Annotated in this window: 19 protein-coding genes; 12 read left to right on the top strand and 7 right to left on the bottom strand. The window is 59.5% G+C overall.

Going from position 1 to position 18,281, the window contains the following annotated elements:
* Positions 1-160: 160 nt before the first annotated feature.
* Together FJU08_RS04510 and FJU08_RS04505 are read right to left on the bottom strand one after the other, a co-directional pair.
* Positions 161-1,138 (bottom strand): TRAP transporter substrate-binding protein, encoded by a 978-nt coding sequence (locus FJU08_RS04510; RefSeq protein ID WP_141147786.1) that lies wholly within the window; start codon positions 1,136-1,138, stop codon positions 161-163.
* Positions 1,139-1,387: 249 nt separating this feature from the next.
* Positions 1,388-2,668: an alpha/beta hydrolase family protein gene (locus FJU08_RS04505; protein ID WP_235890599.1), complete on the bottom strand. Its 1,281-nt coding sequence runs from the start codon at positions 2,666-2,668 to the stop codon at positions 1,388-1,390.
* Positions 2,669-2,910: 242 nt separating this feature from the next.
* Between FJU08_RS04505 and FJU08_RS04500 the strand changes: the two genes are divergently transcribed.
* Positions 2,911-3,948 carry a LacI family DNA-binding transcriptional regulator gene (locus tag FJU08_RS04500; protein ID WP_181409746.1) on the top strand — a complete coding sequence of 346 codons (1,038 nt, stop codon included), beginning with the start codon at positions 2,911-2,913 and terminating at the stop codon, positions 3,946-3,948.
* A 61-nt stretch (positions 3,949-4,009) separates the two neighbouring features.
* On the opposite strand, the gene FJU08_RS04495 is transcribed toward FJU08_RS04500, so the two are convergent.
* The gene (locus tag FJU08_RS04495) at positions 4,010-4,918 is read right to left on the bottom strand and encodes a LysR family transcriptional regulator (protein ID WP_141147783.1); all 909 of its coding nucleotides are present in this window, start codon (positions 4,916-4,918) and stop codon (positions 4,010-4,012) included.
* A gap of 183 nt (positions 4,919-5,101) precedes the next feature.
* On the opposite strand from FJU08_RS04495, the gene FJU08_RS04490 reads away from it, so the two are divergent.
* The 11 genes from FJU08_RS04490 (at position 5,102) to FJU08_RS04440 (ending at position 14,976) form a co-directional block, all read left to right on the top strand.
* A complete protein-coding gene (locus FJU08_RS04490) occupies positions 5,102-6,226 on the top strand; it encodes a BMP family ABC transporter substrate-binding protein (RefSeq protein WP_141147782.1) in 1,125 nt (374 codons plus the stop codon).
* 28 nt (positions 6,227-6,254) lie between these two features.
* Positions 6,255-7,367: an ABC transporter permease gene (locus tag FJU08_RS04485; protein WP_141147781.1), complete on the top strand. Its 1,113-nt coding sequence runs from the start codon at positions 6,255-6,257 to the stop codon at positions 7,365-7,367.
* Complete coding sequence (locus FJU08_RS04480; protein WP_141147780.1) at positions 7,364-8,284, top strand: ABC transporter permease; 921 nt, start codon at positions 7,364-7,366, stop codon at positions 8,282-8,284. The genes FJU08_RS04485 and FJU08_RS04480 overlap by 4 nt, the downstream gene beginning before the upstream one ends.
* A gap of 16 nt (positions 8,285-8,300) precedes the next feature.
* Positions 8,301-8,978, top strand: a complete 678-nt coding sequence (biuH, locus tag FJU08_RS04475; RefSeq protein ID WP_141147779.1) for a biuret amidohydrolase — start codon at positions 8,301-8,303, stop codon at positions 8,976-8,978.
* Positions 8,978-10,513 (top strand): ABC transporter ATP-binding protein, encoded by a 1,536-nt coding sequence (locus tag FJU08_RS04470; RefSeq protein WP_407943684.1) that lies wholly within the window; start codon positions 8,978-8,980, stop codon positions 10,511-10,513. The genes biuH and FJU08_RS04470 overlap by 1 nt, the downstream gene beginning before the upstream one ends.
* On the top strand, positions 10,513-11,175 hold the full coding sequence (locus FJU08_RS04465) for a cysteine hydrolase family protein (RefSeq protein ID WP_141147777.1): 663 nt from the start codon (positions 10,513-10,515) through the stop codon (positions 11,173-11,175). The genes FJU08_RS04470 and FJU08_RS04465 overlap by 1 nt, the downstream gene beginning before the upstream one ends.
* The gene (locus FJU08_RS04460) at positions 11,172-11,504 is read left to right on the top strand and encodes a cupin domain-containing protein (protein WP_141147776.1); all 333 of its coding nucleotides are present in this window, start codon (positions 11,172-11,174) and stop codon (positions 11,502-11,504) included. The genes FJU08_RS04465 and FJU08_RS04460 overlap by 4 nt, the downstream gene beginning before the upstream one ends.
* Positions 11,505-11,766: 262 nt before the next feature.
* Positions 11,767-12,708 carry an MYG1 family protein gene (locus tag FJU08_RS04455; protein WP_141147775.1) on the top strand — a complete coding sequence of 314 codons (942 nt, stop codon included), beginning with the start codon at positions 11,767-11,769 and terminating at the stop codon, positions 12,706-12,708.
* A 74-nt stretch (positions 12,709-12,782) separates the two neighbouring features.
* A complete protein-coding gene (locus FJU08_RS04450) occupies positions 12,783-13,094 on the top strand; it encodes a hypothetical protein (RefSeq protein ID WP_141147774.1) in 312 nt (103 codons plus the stop codon).
* Positions 13,095-13,178: 84 nt separating this feature from the next.
* Positions 13,179-13,592: a DUF3830 family protein gene (locus FJU08_RS04445; protein ID WP_141147773.1), complete on the top strand. Its 414-nt coding sequence runs from the start codon at positions 13,179-13,181 to the stop codon at positions 13,590-13,592.
* A 550-nt stretch (positions 13,593-14,142) separates the two neighbouring features.
* Positions 14,143-14,976: an aldo/keto reductase gene (locus FJU08_RS04440; RefSeq protein WP_141147772.1), complete on the top strand. Its 834-nt coding sequence runs from the start codon at positions 14,143-14,145 to the stop codon at positions 14,974-14,976.
* Positions 14,977-14,988: 12 nt separating this feature from the next.
* Here FJU08_RS04440 and FJU08_RS04435 read toward each other — a convergent pair whose 3' ends face one another.
* From FJU08_RS04435 to FJU08_RS04420, 4 genes are read right to left on the bottom strand one after another with little or no spacing between them, the layout of a single operon-like run.
* Positions 14,989-15,486 (bottom strand): Lrp/AsnC family transcriptional regulator, encoded by a 498-nt coding sequence (locus FJU08_RS04435; protein ID WP_141147771.1) that lies wholly within the window; start codon positions 15,484-15,486, stop codon positions 14,989-14,991.
* Positions 15,487-15,516: 30 nt separating this feature from the next.
* Positions 15,517-16,638 carry a DmpA family aminopeptidase gene (locus FJU08_RS04430; RefSeq protein ID WP_141147770.1) on the bottom strand — a complete coding sequence of 374 codons (1,122 nt, stop codon included), beginning with the start codon at positions 16,636-16,638 and terminating at the stop codon, positions 15,517-15,519.
* Positions 16,635-17,543, bottom strand: coding sequence for a polysaccharide deacetylase family protein (locus tag FJU08_RS04425; RefSeq protein ID WP_141147769.1), 909 nt, complete (start codon positions 17,541-17,543; stop codon positions 16,635-16,637). The genes FJU08_RS04430 and FJU08_RS04425 overlap by 4 nt, the downstream gene beginning before the upstream one ends.
* Positions 17,544-17,555: 12 nt before the next feature.
* A complete protein-coding gene (locus tag FJU08_RS04420; RefSeq protein ID WP_141147768.1) occupies positions 17,556-18,278 on the bottom strand; it encodes an ABC transporter ATP-binding protein in 723 nt (240 codons plus the stop codon).
* Between the last annotated feature and the right edge of the window lie 3 nt (positions 18,279-18,281).

The raw sequence follows: 18,281 nt of genomic DNA, 5'->3' as shown, positions 1-18,281 counted from the left end.
GCAGCTGGTTTCGATCGGGATCGCGATGATGGGAAGGGGTAACCACACAGACGCTGTGACCGGATGTTTCGGCCTTGCCTGCATTCAGAATGTTGAAAGGCGCCTTCATCATCGCGATCTGTGCGAAAGGGCGCCTTCCAGAAGAAACAGCGAATGTGGTTTACTGGGCGTTCTGAATGGCGTCGACCAGCTGGCCGATGGCCGGATTGGCCTTGTATTCCTCGATCAGCGGCGCAACCTTTTCCTGGAACGGCGCCTTGTCGGGATGAACGATCTGGACGCCCATATCGGCGATCTGCTGCATCGCTTCGTCGACCGCCTCATTCCAGACCTGCTTCTGGGCTGCGGTGGCGTGAACGGCGGCTTCCTTGATGATGGCCTTTTGCTCATCCGTTAGTTTTTCAAGGGCGCTGTTGGAGATGACCAGAAAGTCGGGAATGCGCAGATGTTCATCGAGCGAGTAGCATTTGACCACTTCACCATGGCGGCCAAGCGTCAGCGCTGTGGGATTGTTTTCAGCGCCGTCGATGACGCCCTGCTGCAGGGCGGTGTAGATTTCGCCATAGGGCAGCGGTGTCGGAATGCCGCCCATCAGTTCGACCATCCGGATCGAGGTGTGCGAATTGATGACGCGCAGTTTCTGGCCGATCAGATCATCCGGCGTCTCGACGCATTTTGATTTGGTGTAGAAGGAGCGGGCACCGCTGTCGAAATAGGTCAGGCCCTTGAAACCGCTCTCGATCGAGGCGTCATAAACCGGATCGATAATGGGGCCGTCCATGACCTTGTAGAAGTGCTCTTGATCGGAAAACAGATAGGGAAGCGTGAAGGCCTGGTAGACCGGATTGAAGTTTTCCAGATTGGCGGCGCTGACACGCGTAATGTCGACCGCACCGTTTTGAACCTGTTCGAGAACCTCGCGTTCCGAGCCCAAAACCGCATTCATGTAAAGACGGATCTTGACCTCGCCGTCGGTCTTTTCCTCAACCTCGTCGGCGAATTGCTGCAGGATGACGCTGGTCGGATGGTCTGCCGCAAGGGCATCCGCCAGTTTCAGGCGCACCGCCGCGTTCGCTGCGGTCGATGATAGCGCGATACCTGCCGCAAGCGCGACAAGTGCGTAAGTCGTATTCTTCATTGTCTCACTCCCAATTAAAGGTCCCGTTCCTCCGGCGATGACCTCTGCCGGCATGAATTGGAAAGGATCACTTTTATGGAATAGATTATGCAAAATGAAATTTTGTTTCTCAAGATGAAAGAAAATTTCATTTGTAGGAGCTGCCGGGGACTTTATGGGGCCATTGACGGTGAAAGCCGAGCAGGAAATCCGGTGTGGCAGGCATCAAAAGGCCGTTGATACCTGCCACGATTGATCCGCAAAATGCTGTTACTGATCGGCACTCAGAAAATCAAAGCGCAGTGCCTGTGCGGTCCGCGGCTGGAAGCCGGCCCAATAGCTGTGGTCCGCGGCGGGTTTGCCGTCTGCCATATCGTAAACGCCATCATTGGAGACCGGCACCAGATCCAGATAGTCCTGCATTGCGGTATCGCCCTTCAGATATTTGCCGAGCCATGCGGTGGCGAAGTGGGTGGCGATATTGTTCATGCGCACATTGTCCCAGACAAAATCGGTATAGTGCATCGCAAGATTGAATTTCAGGTCGGGATCGTAGACCCAGGCTTCCTCGGGCGCGGGCATGGGCGCACCGACATTGTGATTGGCGCCTTCAAAAACCAGGAAGCCGCGATCGACGCCCTTGGCACCTCTGAATGTCGGCAGAACACCATCCTCATAGCCGACGGTATCGTCATTCGAGCCACCGATGAAAAGTGTCGGGACACGGATGCCCTTCAGTGTCTCATCGTCAAAGAAGCCCGAGGAATAACCGGCCGGGGCAAAGACGATGGCGGTCTTGATACGCGGATCAAAACGGTCGCGATAGGCGTCAGAGCTTGCCCGATAGCGCTCCAGCGTTCCGGCTGGCGCATGCCAAAAGCCCTCGGTAGCCTCGACCGCCTGATCCGTCAGGCCGATGCCGACGGAGACGAGCGTTCCATAGGCGCCCATCGAATAGCCGACAATCGCGGTATCGTCAGCGTCGACCAGGCCGTGCAGGAAGCTGCCGGGATCTTCCGACAGGCGGGCGATTTCATCGAGAACGAACATCTGGTCTTCCGAGCGGTTGACCAGTGCCGAGGGAAAGGATCGCAAGGTGCTGTAGGTCGTGTCCGTATGGTCGATCGATACGACCACATAGCCCTTGGATGCCAGATTTTCAGCAATCGGCGACATCAAGAAGCGGTTGCCGGGATAACCATGCGAGACGATTACCAGCGGAAAACCCGCTTCCGGCTTTGCCGGTGCTGCGTCCAGAATGGCTTTCCCATGAAGATCAACCAGCGTCTTGCCGTCGCGCATATAGGCCTTCAGCGTGGTCGATCCGGTTGCATCGCTTTGGGCCGGATACCAGATTTCGACCGGCAGCGGGCGATCATAATGCGGCATCTGATCCGGTGACGTCATGTCTGCGGTGACGTTGGCGATGTCGATCTGATTCTCGTGGGTCAGTAATAGTTCGCGTACGCCTACCGTCTGGTCTCCATATTGGGCAAGCGCCGGCGCATCCGGCCGGATTACGTCAATTCTGTTTTCGGCCAAGGCCGGCACTCCCGTCGCAGCCAGCAAAACTGCGCCGCATATCAATCTGCCTATTGCATGCATTTCATACTCCTCAGAATTCACTCCGCTGCCATCTGCTTCAAGGCTTTCAGCCGGCAGCTTCCCAGATAAGGGTAATCGATTACCCTCATTGTAAGGTTGAACTTTTCCGGCTTTTTAGGCAAGTCGTTATGAAGGGCGGAGCTGCGATATTTTCGCCGATCCGGTGTTCAGCCATTTGGGAGCCAGCCATGTCGTCTTCGGACAATTCAGATGCGGGAGCGAAGACCGGAGCTGGCCCTGCTTCGCTCCGCCAGGTCGCCAGACATGCAGGTGTTTCGGTTGCCACCGTGTCGCGTGTGATCAACGGGATCCCGAACAAGGCATCGCCGGAGACGGTCAAGCGCGTCCGGGCGGCTGTCGCAGCCTTGAACTATCGGCCCGCTGGTGCAGCGCAGGCTCTGCGCCGGCGCGAGAGCCGGATTGTTGCGGTCCTGGCAGCATCGCTGATCAATCCGGTCATGGCGGCCATCACCGCGTCGATCGGTCAGGCGACGCGGGAACGTGGTCTTGTCATGGCCTTGAGCGATACGCATGAGCAAGCCGACGTCCAGGACGAATTTCTGGCCGAGATGCGCGCGCAGTCGGTGCGCGGCTTTGTGCTGCTCGGTGCGGTTGACAGTCCGGAACTGGAACGTCTCCGGCAGGCGGACATTGCGAAAGTCTTCGTCAATCGCCCCGATCCGGGGGATGTGACGTCCTGCTATGCTGGCATGGACAATCTTCAGGCCGGGCGTGATGTGGCGCGTGCGGTGCTGAAACGCGGCTACCGGCGCGCCGTGCTGCTGCATGGCTCGCTCGACCGCACGGCTGCAACACTCAGGTTTCAGGGCATCCGGGAGGAATTTTCCGCTGCGGGGTTGCCGCAGGACGCTCTGATACTGGCCACTGCGCCGGACACCAATCTGCTGGAGGTTGGCCGCAGCGGCATGCGGCAGGCACTTGCGCAGGCTGATACGCCCTGTCTCGTTCTCTGTCTGAGTGACACGCTGGCCTATGGCGCTTTTCGCGCTCTGAATGAGGCTGGTCTTGAAGCACCCGGCCGCTTTGTCTTTTTTGGCTTTGATGATCTGATTTTCAATGCCTGGGTCGCCCCCTGGCTCAATTCGGCCTTTGTCCCGGCCGAGCGCTATGGTGCTGCGGTGATGAGCCAGCTTGATCCGCAGACGGCAAAGGCTGCATTCTTTCTGCCGCACCAGCTTTCCATCAGGCATCTGCCAAATGTCTGAGGGAAGGCGATCGCTGCCACCAGCCGTATTGGGGCGGCGGTCGCATATCCTGTCTTCTCTCTCAGCAGATCTCGTAGGTGCTGGCGAGGCTTGTTGAAATCTGATCGGCGAAGCGGGCGGCGGCGACGGGCAGCGTCCGCCCCTTCAGCTGTCCCATATAGAGTACGCCGGCGGGCACATCCCGCCTGTCGAGCGGGCGCGAGACCAGATCCCCGGTGATCGTCGCATTGCCAAGGCTGATCGGGATCTGGAAGGTGATGATGTTTTCGGCCACGGCGTGATTGCGCAGGAATTCGAAACTGTCGGACTGAATGACCGGTTCCAGCCGGAGCGAGGCGGATTGAACGGCAATATCAAGCAGATGGCGCACACCATATGTGGCGGTGGGCAGGGCGATCGGGTAGCTCAGGCATTCGCCGAGACGCAGCGTCTGCTTTTGCGCCAGGGGGTGATCGCGCCCCATCACCGCATGGACCGGCTGGCGCACCCGCATCAGCGTCATGAAATCGGCAAGCCGCACAGGTTCGAACACGATGGCGATATCCGCACTGTGATCGACCAAAGCCTGCTCGGCTGCGGTGCGGTCGCGCAGATGAACGCCAAAGGTCACTTTGGGATGATCCTTGCGATAGTGCGCGATTTCATGGGGCAGGAACTGCGGCAGCAGCGCCTGGCTGCAGGCGATTGCCACATGGCCGCGCCTGACACCCTCAAGGTCGGCAATCTGTGATTTCACCCGTTCCATGTCGGAAATCTGGTTGCGGATGTGATGGATCAGGATCTCACCGGCACTGGAAAGCCGCACACCATGGGCCAACCGTTCGAAAATCGGTACGCCAAGCTCCTCCTCCATGGCGAGGATGCGCCGGTTGAGTGCGGTGGAGGTGATGGCAAGCGTTTCCGCAGCACCACGAATGGAACCAGCCTTTACCACGGCGTCGATATAGCGAAGCGAAGTCAGATGGCGCATCGGGTCTCCCTCCTGAAGGCTGCTGCAAATTTTGCAGCGGCTTGGCCAAAAACTAGCACAAGACAGAAGCAGCTGCATCTGAATTACTGGCTCACGGAATGGGCACGGTGTTGATTGCGATGAGGACTGCCGGGCCCGAGGCAGCACAGCTTGTTTCATTTCGACCTTTGGGGACGCTTTCCGATGACCAATTTTCTGACACCGAACCGCCGCCAGTTTCTGCGCAATTCCGCAGGTCTTGCCGGTCTTGCAGCCGCCAGCAGCGCGCTGCCTTTCAATATCGCCCGCGCAGCGGGACTGACCGTCGGCTTCATCTATGTCGGCCCGAAGGATGACTACGGCTATAACCAGTCCCATGCCGAAGGGGCCGCCGCCGTCAAGGCGATCGAAGGTGTGACCGTGGTTGAGGAAGAGCGCGTTCCCGAGACCGTCGATGTGCAAAAGACCATGGAATCCATGATCAACTTTGACGGCGCCAGCCTGCTGTTTCCGACCTCTTTCGGTTATTTTGACCCACATATCCTGACCGTTGCGCCGAAATATCCCGATGTCCGCTTTGAGCATTGCGGCGGGCTGTGGACGCCGGACAAGCCGCAGAATGTCGGTTCCTATTTCGGCTATATCGGCATGGGGCAATATCTGAACGGCGTCGTCGCTGGTCATATGACGCAGTCGAAGAAAATCGGCTTTGTCGCCGCCAAGCCAATTCCCCAGGTGCTGCTCAACATCAATTCCTTCCTGCTCGGCGCCCGCGCCGTCGATCCGGCAATCACCTGCCAGGTGATCTTCACCGGCGAATGGTCGCTGGCGGTCAAGGAGGCGGAAGCCACCAATGCACTCGCCGATCAGGGTGTCGATGTCATCACCTGCCATGTCGATGGCCCGAAGGTTGTCATGGAAACCGGTGCCGGCCGCGGCATGTATCTGTGCGGCTATCATGCCAATCAGAGCCCGCTCGCGCCGGAAAAATACCTGTCCGGTGCCGAATGGAACTGGGCCAAGGTCTATACCGACATGGTCAACACCACGCTGGATGGCGGCACGATCGACAATTTCGTCCGTGGCGGTCTTGCCGAAGGCTTCGTCAAGATGAGCCCGCTCGGCCCGGCGGTGACGGAGGCTGCGCGAAAACAGTTCGACGCAACGCTGGATGAGATCATGCTGGGTGGTTTCGCCGTCATCAAGGGCCCGCTGAAGGACAATAAGGGCAATGTCGTTGCGACAGCGGGACAGGCCTTCGTCGAGACCGATGTCGCGCTGGAAAGCATGGACTATCTGGTCGAAGGCGTTGTCGGTTCGACCTCCTGACAATTGGAAACGAGAGAGGGGGTATGCCATGACGACGCAAAGCGAAATGGCGGCAGGCACTGCGATCAAACGCGGACTTCTTGCCGAAGACGTCACCCGTAAGCTTGAACCGGTGCTGCTGCCGCTGGCAGCACTCCTGGCGGGAATGATTGTCTTTTCGGTTTTTCTTTTCTTTCTCGGCAAGTCACCTCTCGAATTTTATGCACTCGTCTACAAGGCCGGTTTTGGTACAGCCTTTTCCTGGACCAATACGCTGGCACGTGCGGCGCCTCTGCTTCTGGCGGCGCTGTGCGTTGCGCTTCCCGCCCGCCTCGGGCTTGTCATCATCGGCGGTGAGGGGGCAATCGTGCTTGGCGGTGTCGCTGCCGGGGCGGTGGCAAGTGTAGCGCCGGGTCTTCCCGGTCCGCTCGGCATTGCCGCCATGGCGCTTGCCGGTTCCGTTGCCGGCGGCGTATGGATCGGCGCCATCGGTGCGCTCAGGCATTATCGCGGCGTCAACGAAACCATATCGAGCCTGTTGATGGCCTATATCGCCATCGCGCTGATGAACCAGCTTGTCGAAGGCGTGCTGCGCGATCCGGCAAGTCTCAACAAGCCATCCACTGCGCCTTTGCCTGCGGCCTGGCGGATTGGCGAGATCCCCGGTGTCGGGGTCCATTGGGGGCTGGCGGTCGGCATTCTTGCCTGCATTTTATGCTGGGTATTGATCGAACGCACGACCTGGGGCTTTGCCGCCCGCATTGTCGGCGGCAATGTTCGCGCCGCTGAAGTGCAGGGGCTTCCGGCCGGGTTGCTGATGATCGGCTTTACGGCGCTAGGCGGCGTGTTTGCCGGACTTGCCGGCATGTTCGAAGTGGCGGCCGTTCACGGCTCGGCCAATGCGTCACTTGCGGCGGGCTACGGCTATACCGGTATCCTGATTGCCTTTCTTGCCCGCCATAACGGGCTTGCCATTATCCCGGCCGCGATCCTGTTTGCCGGCTTTGAAGCATCAAGCGGCCTGGTTCAGCGCCGGCTTGATCTGCCGGATGCCACTATTGTCGTTTTCGAAGGCATGATCTTCATTTCCATCCTGCTCTCCGATGCGCTTCAGGACCGTATTGATTTCACAAAGCTTTTTTCGTGGAGGCGCGCGCCATGACAGATATCGGCCTCTGGGGCGTGCCCCTTGCGATCCTCGGCGGAGCAATCCGCGTCTCCACGCCTTTTATCTTCGTCAGTGTCGGAGAATGCCTGACGGAGCGCTCGGGCCGCATCAATCTCGGTCTTGAAGGCACGCTGGTCTTCGGTGCCATGAGTGGCTATGCGGTCGCCTATCACACCGATTCTGCCTGGATCGGCACGCTTGCCGCCGGATTTTTCGGCCTGTTATTCGGCCTTTTCCACGGCTGGATCTGCAAGCTGCCCAAGGTCAACGATATCGCCATTGGCATCGCGCTGATGATCTTCGGCTCGGGCCTCGCCTTCTTCTTCGGCAAGCCTTATGTCCAGCCGGTCGCGCCGGATCTGCCTGCCATTCCTTTCGGCTGGTGGTCGGATATTCCCCAGATCCGGGCCGCGCTGAATGTCAATGTGCTGTTTCTGGCCGGTATCGTGCTGGCAATTGCTGCCTCCTGGATGCTGAAGAATACTCGTATCGGCCTGACCATCCGTGTCGCAGGTGACAGTGCCGATGCGGCGCGTGCACTCGGTTTCAATGTCAACCGCGTGCGGCTCTGGTCAACGGCGGCGGGCGGAGCGCTGGCCGGTATCGGCGGTGCCTATCTCTCGCTCTATTATCCCGGCAGCTGGACCGAGGGCATTTCGTCTGGACAGGGACTGATGGCCGTGGCGCTGGTGATTTTCGCCCGCTGGAGCCCGGTCAACTGCCTCTATGCCTCACTGCTGTTCGGCGGGGCGGGTGCACTTGGTCCGGCACTGCAATCCGTCGGCGTCACCCAGGGCTACTACCTGTTCTACGCCGCCCCCTATGTGCTGACCCTCGGTCTTCTGATCGCCACGAGCTCGACCACGCGGCAGATGACGGCAGCACCCGGCGAACTGAGCATCACCAAATAGCAAGGAGCATGGAACCATGACCACTATAACGGCAGATCCCTATCTCTGGCCCTATAATGGCGATCTCCGCCCGGAGAATACCGCGCTGATCATCATCGACATGCAGACGGATTTCTGTGGCGTCGGCGGCTATGTTGACAAGATGGGCTATGATCTGAGCCTGACGCGCGCACCGATCGGACCGATAAAGGCGGTTCTTTCCGCCATGCGTGAAAAAGGCTACCACATCATTCACACCCGCGAAGGCCATCGCCCCGATCTTTCCGACCTGCCGCCCAACAAGCGCTGGCGTTCGCAGCAGATCGGCGCAGGCATCGGCGATGCAGGTCCCTGCGGGCGGATACTGGTGCGCGGCGAGCCGGGCTGGGAGATCATCGACGAACTGGCGCCGCTGCCGGGCGAAGTGATCATCGACAAGCCCGGCAAGGGGTCTTTCTGTGCCACCGATCTGGAACTGATTCTGCGCCTGCGCGGTATCGAGAATATCATCCTGACCGGCATCACCACCGATGTCTGCGTTCATACCACCATGCGCGAGGCCAATGACCGCGGCTTTGAATGCGTCATTCTGGAGGATTGCTGCGGAGCGACCGATCCGGGCAATCATGCCGCAGCCATCAATATGGTCAAGATGCAGGGCGGCGTGTTCGGCTCGGTCTCCGACAGCGAGAAACTCGTGAGCGCGCTGCCATGATCACAGCGCTGAAAGCCCCGAAAGTCCCCGACCGTGCCATTGGCGTTTCAACCCATGGCATGACCATGCGTTTCGGCAGTTTCACGGCGCTGAACGATGTCTCAATCACGGTTCAACCGGGGTCCTTCCATGTTCTGCTCGGCGAGAACGGGGCAGGAAAATCGACGCTGGTGAAATGCATGATGGGCTTCTACCGCCCGACATCCGGCCAGATGATGGTGGATGGTATGGAGGCCGATATTGCCGACCCCCGTGCCGCGCATGATCTCGGTCTTGGCATGGTCTACCAGCATTTCACGCTGGTGCCGTCGCTGACGGCGGCGGAAAACCTCGTGATCAGCCGGGCCGATGCCCCGGCGCGGATCAACTGGAAAAAAGAGAAGCAGGCGCTTGCCGGTTTCATGGCCCGCATGCCGTTCAAGGTGCCGCTCGATATTCCGGTCGGACGGCTTGCGGCCGGTGAAAAGCAGAAGCTGGAACTGCTGAAACAGCTCTATCTTGGCCGCCGGTTTCTGATCCTTGATGAACCGACCTCGGTGCTGACACCGTCCGAGGCCGATGAACTGCTCGGCATGGTGCGCGGGCTGACGACAGCGGGGGAACTGACCTGTCTGATGATTTCCCACAAATTCCGTGAGGTCACCGCCTTTGCCGATGCTGTGTCTGTGCTCCGGCGCGGCGAACATGTCGGCGGCGGCAAAGTATCCGGGCTTTCGGCCGCTGATATGGCGGCGATGATGATCGGGGAGAAGGAACTGGTCCGCCCCGCCGCCCGCGTGGCATTCGATGGCCCCCCCGTGCTGAGCGTTGAAGGCGCAAGGGCGCCAGACCGTTCGGGCCTCAAGACCATTGATATTGCCGATCTGACGGTGAAATCCGGCGAGATTGTCGGCATTGCCGGGGTGTCCGGCAATGGACAGATGGAACTGATGGAGATGCTGACCGGGCAGCGGCCGCTGGAGGCCGGGGCTATCAGGGTGAAGGATACGCCCTTTCATGCCAGCCGGGCGGAGGCGCGCCGGTTCAATGTGCGTTATCTCCCGGAAGAACCTTTGAAAAATGCCTGTGCGCCGAAAATGACGGTGGCGGAAAACATGTTCCTGCGCGACTTTGATTTTTCCTCTGGCAGGCCGCAATTCTGGCTCGATGGACGGCGGATGGCGAAAGAGGCGGCAAGGCTGGTCGGCGAATACAAGGTCAAGACAGCCTCGCTGTCCGCGCCGATCGCAGCCCTTTCGGGCGGCAATGTCCAGCGCGCGGTTCTGGCGCGCGAGCTGACGGGCAAGGTCGATCTGCTCATTATCGCCAATCCCTGTTTCGGCCTCGATTTCTCGGCCGTTGCCGAAATCCGCGCGCGCATTATGGCGGCGCGCAATCAGGGCGCAGCCGTCCTGCTGATTTCCGAGGACCTGGATGAAATTCTCGAACTCTCCGACCGCATTCTGGTGATGTCGGAAGGGCATATCGCCTATGAAACGCAACGCGCCGGCGCCGATATCGGCGAGATCGGCCGGCACATGGCAGGACATCAATGATGGCAATCATCAAGGCAAGACCTTTCAATTTCGATCTCAAACCGGAAAGCACGGCACTGATTGTCATCGACATGCAGCGCGATTTCATTGAACCCGGCGGCTTTGGTGAAACACTGGGCAACAAGGTGGCGCTGTTGCAGGCGATCATACCAGCAACGGCGCGTCTGATCGCCGGGTTTCGCGCTGCAAACCTTACCGTCATTCACACGCGCGAATGCCACCGGCCGGATCTTGCCGATTGTCCACCAGCCAAGCGCGAGCGCGGCAACCCGGCGCTCAGGATTGGCGATCCAGGCCCCATGGGCCGTATCCTGATTGCCGGTGAACCGGGTGCCGATATTGTCCCGGATCTCTATCCGGTTGCAGGCGAGATCGTGCTCGACAAGCCGGGCAAGGGCGCATTCTACGCAACGCCGCTGTCAGACATGCTGAAAGAGCGCGGCATCACCCAGCTCGTCTTTGCCGGTGTCACCACCGAGGTCTGCGTGCAGACCACCATGCGCGAGGCCAATGACCGGGGCTATGAATGCCTGCTGGCGACGGATGCGACGGAAAGCTATTTTCCCGCATTCAAGCAGGCGGCGATCGACATGATCACCGCACAGGGGGCGATCATCGGCTGGGCAGCTGAAACCGATCAGATCGTGGAGGCGCTCGCATGAGCACTGTCTCGATCTTTACCGATTTCCTTGCCGGTGGCTGGCGGTCTTATGAATTCGAATTTTTCCGCGAGGGGGTGGAGATCTGCAGGCTGGTGACCGGTGAGCCGGAAGTGGCGCTTCTGCGCTATGCCCCCGGCGCTTCCGTGCCGCGCCATCTGCATCAGGGGCTGGAAACCATTCTGGTGCTGGAAGGATCGCAGAGCGATGAATTCGGCCATTATCCGGTGGGCTCATTTGTTGCAAATCCTGAAGGCACGATCCATTCCGTTCACTCACAGGAGGGCTGTGTCGTGCTGATCCAATGGACAAGGCCAGTGAAGATCCTCTGATCTTTCGCGGTTGCGCGGCGTGCCCACATATGGCCGCGGCTGCCTCGGGCACCCTGAACAGGCCGTTATGCGCTTTCAGGCGTATCCGGCCGGTAGCAGATTTTCAGAGTGGTTTTTGACGGGATTTGTCTGTTACAGGCGCTTGTGAGATGATGACAGACATGCTTCATCAAAAAAACGCGCTTAGAGGGAATTGCGCTAATATGCGCTGCCTGATTTATACAGCGGATACCTGAAACCATTGCCGAAAGACGCCAGAAAGATGACCACCGACTTCCTCGTTACGCATTCCGGAGGATTTCATGCGGACGAGTTACTCTCTTCTGTCATTCTGACCCGTTTGTTTCCCGAAGCCCGGATCGTCCGGAGCCGGGACAAGAACTGGATCACTCCTGCACCTGATCGCATCGTCTATGACGTCGGACGTGCCTATGATGCGGGATTGCGGATTTTCGATCACCACCAGCGCGAGGCGCCGCTGCGTGATGATGGTCAACCATTGAGTTCATTCGGGCTGATCTGGCGGCATTTCGGCCGGGACTATCTGCGTGCGCTCGATGTTCCCGAAGCCGATCTGGAGGCGATTCATCAGCGATTTGACAGCGGTTTCGTGCTGCCGATCGATCTGATGGACAACGGTGTCTTCAGTCCGGCATCGATCAATCCACTGCTCGCCGAGATGACGCTTCCGGGGCTGCTCGAAGCGCTGAAGCCAGCCTTTGACGAGACGGATCCGGATGCAGAGACGAGTGCTTTCGAAACCGCGTTGCAGATTGCCCGCACCATTGTCGAAGCCGTTATCGCCGGGCGGGCGGCAAAGTTCAGGGCTGAAAAGATCGTCATGGACGCGATTGCCGCTGCCGGGACGTCGCGGGTTCTCGAATTGCCGCGCGGCATGCCTTTCCAGTCGGCAGTGAAAAAGGCTGGCGCCGATCATCTGCTGTTTGTCGTCAACCCGCGTGACAAGGATTGGACGATCACCGGCATCCGTAAATTTGACGAGGGCTTCGAACAGCGGGCCGATCTTCCGGTGGCCTGGGCGGGGCTGACCGATGCCGAGCTTGAGGCCGCTTCAGGCGTCAAGGGCGCCCGCTTCTGCCACAATGCCCGCTTCATTGCCGTGGCGGCATCGCGCGAGGCGATTTTGCAGATGGCGGCACTTGCCGTCGAAGAGGCTGAGCGTCTGGCCGATAGCGGCGACTGATTTTCTGGCTGCAAGCTTGATGCCGGACACCGGTGCCGGACAGGCGCCAGCGTCCCTCTTGCCGGGGCGTTTGCGTGGCTGGATTGATGGAAAAATGCGCCCGCGATCGCGCCGCCGGATTTGCCACTTTTGTTGATCTTGCTGCTTTTCGCCCGATGCTCTGGCCGATGCTTGCATTCTGCTTGATGGTTTGGGCGTTATGGTGGGATACGTTGTACGCAAACAGGATTTGCCGATGCGATATCACGTTCGAAAAGAATGCCATGCTGATCCGGAAGGTCGTGCCTGGCCGCTGTGAGGAGGCCGTGCACAAACACGCCAAGGCGCTGCATGGCCGCAATCGGTATTCGCGATGGCAGGACCGTCCAGATCGGCGAAAGGCTTGAAGGCATGCAGACCGGCAGGAAGGGCCAGTACGGCCCTGCCACACCCCGCAAGATCTGGGCCTTCGCGTTTTGAAAGGAAATCTTATGAAACTGAAAATCACCGCCGGACCGCTCGTTTTCGACGCCGTTCTGGAAACCGAAAAGGCGCCAAAGACCGCTGCCGCTTTCGCGCCGCACCTACCCTACAAGAGCCAGGTCGTGCATGTCCGCTGGTCGGGCGAGGGCGTCTGGGTGCCGCTCGGCGAAACCGATTTCGGCGTTGGTTATGAAAACCACACCAGCCATCCGGCCCCCGGCCAGTTCATTCTCTATCCGGGCGGCATTTCGGAAACCGAAATCCTGCTTGCCTATGGCGGCGTCGATTTCTCCTCCAAGATGGGCCAGCTCGCTGGCAACCATTTCATCACCATCACCTCAAATCTCGACAAACTGCCCGAGATCGGCCGTCTGTGTCTTTGGGAAGGCGCACAGGATCTGTTGATCGAAGAGGCCGAATAGTCTTTCAGACTGTTGGTTAAGTCGTTCAGATTGCCTGTTCGGGGTGGAATGGCCGCCCCCTCCGTCGTCATCCCCGTGCTCGTCACGGGGATCGAGGCTCTTCAGGGCATTGGACCAAAAGGGACTCTGGCCGAGCAGACCCACGGCGGCGTCATAGTTGTGTCAGGTCCAGACATGACGCCAGTTGGGATTGGAAAGCTCTGTCGACGGTTTGAAGGCCTATTCGGCCTTCTGGCTGCTGAGAAACCTGGCCCCTATTTTCTGACGTCATGCCTGTGCTTGTCACAGGCATCCAGCCGACGCGCGTCTGCGCGGCGAAAGAACTTGTCTATTCAATGTCTTATGAATATGGATCCCCGTGACAAGCACGGGGATGACGACGGAGGGGGCGGTTATTTTACCCCAAGCAGGTCATCTGAATGATGTTGTCAACGGTCTGAGGGCCGGGCGCTGGCGTCGGCTCTTTTTGTTGTCTGCCGACGCTAACCGGAATAGCATGAACCAATGCGACGAAGCGGGCATGGCGCGCGAAAACGGCAAGGGGTAGGCGATGAAGACGGTCACGCTTCCGGGTGGAGAAAAGGTTTCGGCGATGGGGCAGGGCACCTGGTATGTCGGCGATGATCCGGCCCTGCGCAACCAGGAAATCGCGGCGATCAATCGCGGCATCGATCTTGGCATGACGCTGATCGACACGGCGGAAATGTATGGCGACGGGCGGTCGGAACGACGGGTCGGCGAGGCGATCGCCACACGGCGCGACGAGGTTTTCCTCGTCTCCAAGGTGCTGCCCTATCATGCGTCGCTGACGGGGACGGTGTCTGCCTGCGAGGCTTCGCTGAAACGTCTCGGTACGGACTGTCTCGATCTTTACCTTCTGCACTGGCCGGGCAGTGTGCCGCTGGAGGAGACAGTAGAGGCCTTTGAACGGCTGCAACAGGCGGGCAAAATCCGCCAATGGGGCGTTTCCAATTTCGATGTCGAAGATATGGAAACGCTTGTTGCCGCACCGGGCGGTGACGCCGTTGCCGCCAATCAGGTGCTCTATAATCTCACCCGGCGCGGTATCGAGTGGGATCTTCTCGACTGGTGCAAAGAGGAAGATGTTCCGGTCATGGCCTATTCACCGGTTGAACAGGCGCGTCTTCTGCGTGAGGCCGGGCTGTTCCGGCTTTCGGGCGAAGTTGGGCTGACACCGGCCCAGCTGGCGCTTGCCTGGGTTATGCGCCATGACCATGTCATCGCCATCCCCAAGGCCGCGCGACCTGATCATGTGGAAGAAAATGCAAAAGCCGCCGAAACCACTCTCAGCGATGAGACCCTGGCAGCGCTTGACCAGCTTTTCGCACCGCCAAACGGTCCTGAAGCGCTGGAAATGCTGTAGGCCTCCTTCGGTCTAGCCTGTCGTGCTGACGTCCAGAAGATGGGCGAGTGGATAGCCGTCATAGGGCTTGACCGCCTTGGTCACGACATAGGTGAAATAGACGGAAATACCGAGTTCGCGGGCCAGCAGCCCGTCAATGATATCCTGATAATGGCTGATGCTGAGCACGGCCATATGCAGGATATAGTCGATGCCGCCGCCAACGGCGAAACAGGAAATGATCTCGGGCGTCTGCCGCACCACCTGCTCGAAACGGGCAAAATGCGCCCGCGTGTGGTTCTGCAGCGACAGCGTGGTGAAGATGAATTCGCAGCGGACAATCCGGGAGAGATCGATCTCGGCGTGATAGCCTTTTACAAGACCGGCCTGCTCCAGCTTCTGCAGCCGGTCCCAGCAGGAGGAAAGCGACAGGCCGACGGCCTCGGCGAGTTCCACTTTCTTGGCGCGGCCATTCTTCTGCAGGAGGGACAGGATCCTGACATCAACCGCATCCAGTTTTTCACCGATCATTCAATTCTCCATTTGTCCCCCTTCCTGCTATTAAGTTACGACTTTATACCGCTTGTCCAGCCAGGTTTTCGGCAGACAGGGTACGAAATTGCCATCCCGGCCGGTCATGTCTGAATTGGCGATCATGGCATTGAGGATCGCTTCTTCCACCGACTGGACGACCGCATCGAAAAAGGGATCGATATCCGCGTCCGGGATATAGTGCGCCTCCAGCAGTCGGCCGGGTGTGCCGGCCGCCGCCGATCCGTTGGCGGTGGAGAAGGCGAGAAAGATATCGCCTGAGGAATGGTAGCCGAGCCCGCCTGTCCAGGCGATGCCGAGCGGAATGCGCCGCGCCAGCCGCTTCAGCTGATGCGGCATGAAAGGTGCGTCAGTCGCGATCACGGCGATGATCGACCCCTTTTCCTTGCGCGGCGTGTTTTCCACCATGGCTGGCTCCGCCAGCGCCTCGCCCACCCGCGCACCACGGATCATCAGGTTGCGCCGCTTGCCGAAATTGGCCTGCACGAAGGCGCCGACCGTATAGCGACCGCCCTGCCACGGCACCATCCGTGAAGCCGTGCCGGAACCGGCCTTGAACTGAAAGGCAATCATGCCGGTTCCACCGCCGACACTGCCTTCCTCGATCGCGCCGTCCGTCGCATTGTCGATCGCCGCAGCGACATCGGCGGATGTGAGATGATGACCATCGATATCGTTGAGAAAACCGTCATAGGTTTCCGCTGCCACCGGCAGACCCCAGGCATCGTCAAGCGCGCCGGGCAGGGTGTCCGTCACCCAGCGGATCGTCGCGTCGCGGGCAATCCCGCAGGAATGGGTATTGGTGATGGTGATCGGAAAGGTGAAACTGCCAACCTCCTCGATCATGTGAGAACCGGTCATCTCGCCATTGCCATTGGCGGAGAACAGACCGGCAAAGACGGGTTCCGTGATCTGCGCCCGCGGGCGCGGCAGAATGGCGGTGACGCCGGTGCGCACCGGGCCCTTGCCGACGTCAAGCGGGCCATCGCCTGAAATCAGTGTCTTGTAACCAACAGAAACCCCGGCAACATCGGTGATGGCATTGTTCTTACCGGTCTCGCCATCAAAGGCGATCGCGTAATTGCGGGCGCGCGGCAGGCCGGAGGGCGTGTGTTTCAGCGGATCTGTCATGGTGTTTCTTGATCTCGGCCGCCGAGAACCGGCGACGAATAGAAGGGAATGGTTTCAACGCGGGGCGACAATGTGCCAGCAGCAATCAGGCCGTTCACATGATCGGTGATTTCGCCGATCGTGGCAAACCAGACGTCGCCCTTTTCCTGCATGTAATCGATCAGTTCGCGGATCGCGATGGCCTGGGCGGGCCGGCCGCTGACGCCCGGATGCCAGCAGGAGACCCATAACCCGCCGAATTCATACATGGCGTCGAAATCGGCGCGATAGACCTCAAGCGCCTGTTTCGGCGATGACACTTTCATCAGATAGTCAAAGGCGCGGCTCGAGACATAGTGATTGTAATCGTCGATCGTTGCGGGTACCGGGATTTCGATGAGCCTGCCCTTGCCATTGTCCAGGATGATCGGAATGTCATCGGCAAAGAGCGAACTGTCATAGGCAAAACCCAGTTCGATCAGCAGGTCATAGGTCGTCTGCGACAGGCCGTAATAGGGCGCGCGATAGCCGCGCGGGCGTTTTCCCGAAAGCCGCGTCAGCACCTCGATACCGCGTTCCAGCGTTTCGCGCTCGGCCGCGGCCGTCTGCCGGCTCGGCCATTCGTGGAAATGCCCGTGATGGCCGAGCTCATTGCCATGTTCGAGGATCGCCTCCACCGCGCCCGGATAGGTTTCCGCCACCCAGCCCGGCACGAAACAGGTGATCGGCACATTGCGTGCAGCGAACAGTTTGCAAAGGCGGGGCGTACCGACAAAGGGGTCGTAACGCATATGGGCCAGCGCATGCGGCATGTGGATCGCCTCGGCGCCATGGCTTGCATGGACGACGCTATCGGCATCGACATCGAAGGAAAAGGCAACCGCCATGCGTGCGCCATCCGGCCATGGGGGCGGGTTGTCGATCATCAGTGGCCTTTCTCAGCTGGTCTTGACACTGCCATCCATGAACAGCGCGTGCAGCTGGTGGGTGTCGACCTCATCTTTCGGCGCGATCAGCGCTTCGTGTCCGCGCGCCAGAACACAGACCCGGTCGGCGATTTCCAGCGCCTTGTTGACATTCTGCTCGACGAGCAGGATCGGAATATTCATCTCGCTATGGATATCGCGAATGGAGCGGAAAACAAGATCCACCGTCGAGGGTGCAAGGTCACTGCTTGGCTCATCCAGCAGAAGGATTTTCGGCTTCAGCAGCAGCGTCAGGCCGAGCGAGAGCATGCGCCGCTCGCCGCCGGAAAGATTGCCTGCCCTGTCATTGCGCTTCTCCCGGATGCGCGGAAACAGCGCGTAGACCTGCTCGACATCGCGTGAGAGGTCTCCCGGATAGAGATAGGCCCCCATGCGCAGATTGTCGGCAACGCTCATATCGGCGAAGATGTTCTTGTTCTGCGGCACATAGCCGAGCCCGGCCCTGGCGCGCTCATGCGCCGGCATGGCGGTGATATCGGTGCCGGCCAGCATCAGCCGGCCCGACGTCGTCTGGGTCAGGCCCATCGCGGTTTTCAAAACCGTCGACTTGCCGCAGCCATTGGCACCCAGAACCGTGAGGATTTCACCGCTTTGAAGCGAAAGCGACAGGTCGTTCAAAACGGTGATCAGGCCATAGCCGGCGGTGACATTGTGGAAGGAGAGGATTTCGCTCATGGG

The organism is Martelella alba (assembly GCF_006516955.1).
GTDB classification, from domain to species: domain Bacteria; phylum Pseudomonadota; class Alphaproteobacteria; order Rhizobiales; family Rhizobiaceae; genus Martelella; species Martelella alba.
Note: the sequence above shows the minus strand (reverse complement) of the source record. Positions and strands in the feature narration are given on the sequence as shown.

What these genes read in the sequence shown, in the direction of transcription:
- FJU08_RS04495 (WP_141147783.1), bottom strand. Translation starts at nt 4,918, where the DNA reads ATGCGCCATCTGACTTCGCTTCGCTATATCGACGCCGTGGTAAAGGCT.
- FJU08_RS04465 (WP_141147777.1), top strand. Translation starts at nt 10,513, where the DNA reads ATGGCAATCATCAAGGCAAGACCTTTCAATTTCGATCTCAAACCGGAA.
- FJU08_RS04440 (WP_141147772.1), top strand. Translation starts at nt 14,143, where the DNA reads ATGAAGACGGTCACGCTTCCGGGTGGAGAAAAGGTTTCGGCGATGGGG.
- FJU08_RS04510 (WP_141147786.1), bottom strand. Translation starts at nt 1,138, where the DNA reads ATGAAGAATACGACTTACGCACTTGTCGCGCTTGCGGCAGGTATCGCG.
- FJU08_RS04480 (WP_141147780.1), top strand. Translation starts at nt 7,364, where the DNA reads ATGACAGATATCGGCCTCTGGGGCGTGCCCCTTGCGATCCTCGGCGGA.
- FJU08_RS04460 (WP_141147776.1), top strand. Translation starts at nt 11,172, where the DNA reads ATGAGCACTGTCTCGATCTTTACCGATTTCCTTGCCGGTGGCTGGCGG.
- FJU08_RS04445 (WP_141147773.1), top strand. Translation starts at nt 13,179, where the DNA reads ATGAAACTGAAAATCACCGCCGGACCGCTCGTTTTCGACGCCGTTCTG.
- biuH (WP_141147779.1), top strand. Translation starts at nt 8,301, where the DNA reads ATGACCACTATAACGGCAGATCCCTATCTCTGGCCCTATAATGGCGAT.
- FJU08_RS04500 (WP_181409746.1), top strand. Translation starts at nt 2,911, where the DNA reads ATGTCGTCTTCGGACAATTCAGATGCGGGAGCGAAGACCGGAGCTGGC.
- FJU08_RS04490 (WP_141147782.1), top strand. Translation starts at nt 5,102, where the DNA reads ATGACCAATTTTCTGACACCGAACCGCCGCCAGTTTCTGCGCAATTCC.
- FJU08_RS04425 (WP_141147769.1), bottom strand. Translation starts at nt 17,543, where the DNA reads ATGATCGACAACCCGCCCCCATGGCCGGATGGCGCACGCATGGCGGTT.
- FJU08_RS04430 (WP_141147770.1), bottom strand. Translation starts at nt 16,638, where the DNA reads ATGACAGATCCGCTGAAACACACGCCCTCCGGCCTGCCGCGCGCCCGC.
- FJU08_RS04455 (WP_141147775.1), top strand. Translation starts at nt 11,767, where the DNA reads ATGACCACCGACTTCCTCGTTACGCATTCCGGAGGATTTCATGCGGAC.
- FJU08_RS04485 (WP_141147781.1), top strand. Translation starts at nt 6,255, where the DNA reads ATGACGACGCAAAGCGAAATGGCGGCAGGCACTGCGATCAAACGCGGA.
- FJU08_RS04435 (WP_141147771.1), bottom strand. Translation starts at nt 15,486, where the DNA reads ATGATCGGTGAAAAACTGGATGCGGTTGATGTCAGGATCCTGTCCCTC.
- FJU08_RS04420 (WP_141147768.1), bottom strand. Translation starts at nt 18,278, where the DNA reads ATGAGCGAAATCCTCTCCTTCCACAATGTCACCGCCGGCTATGGCCTG.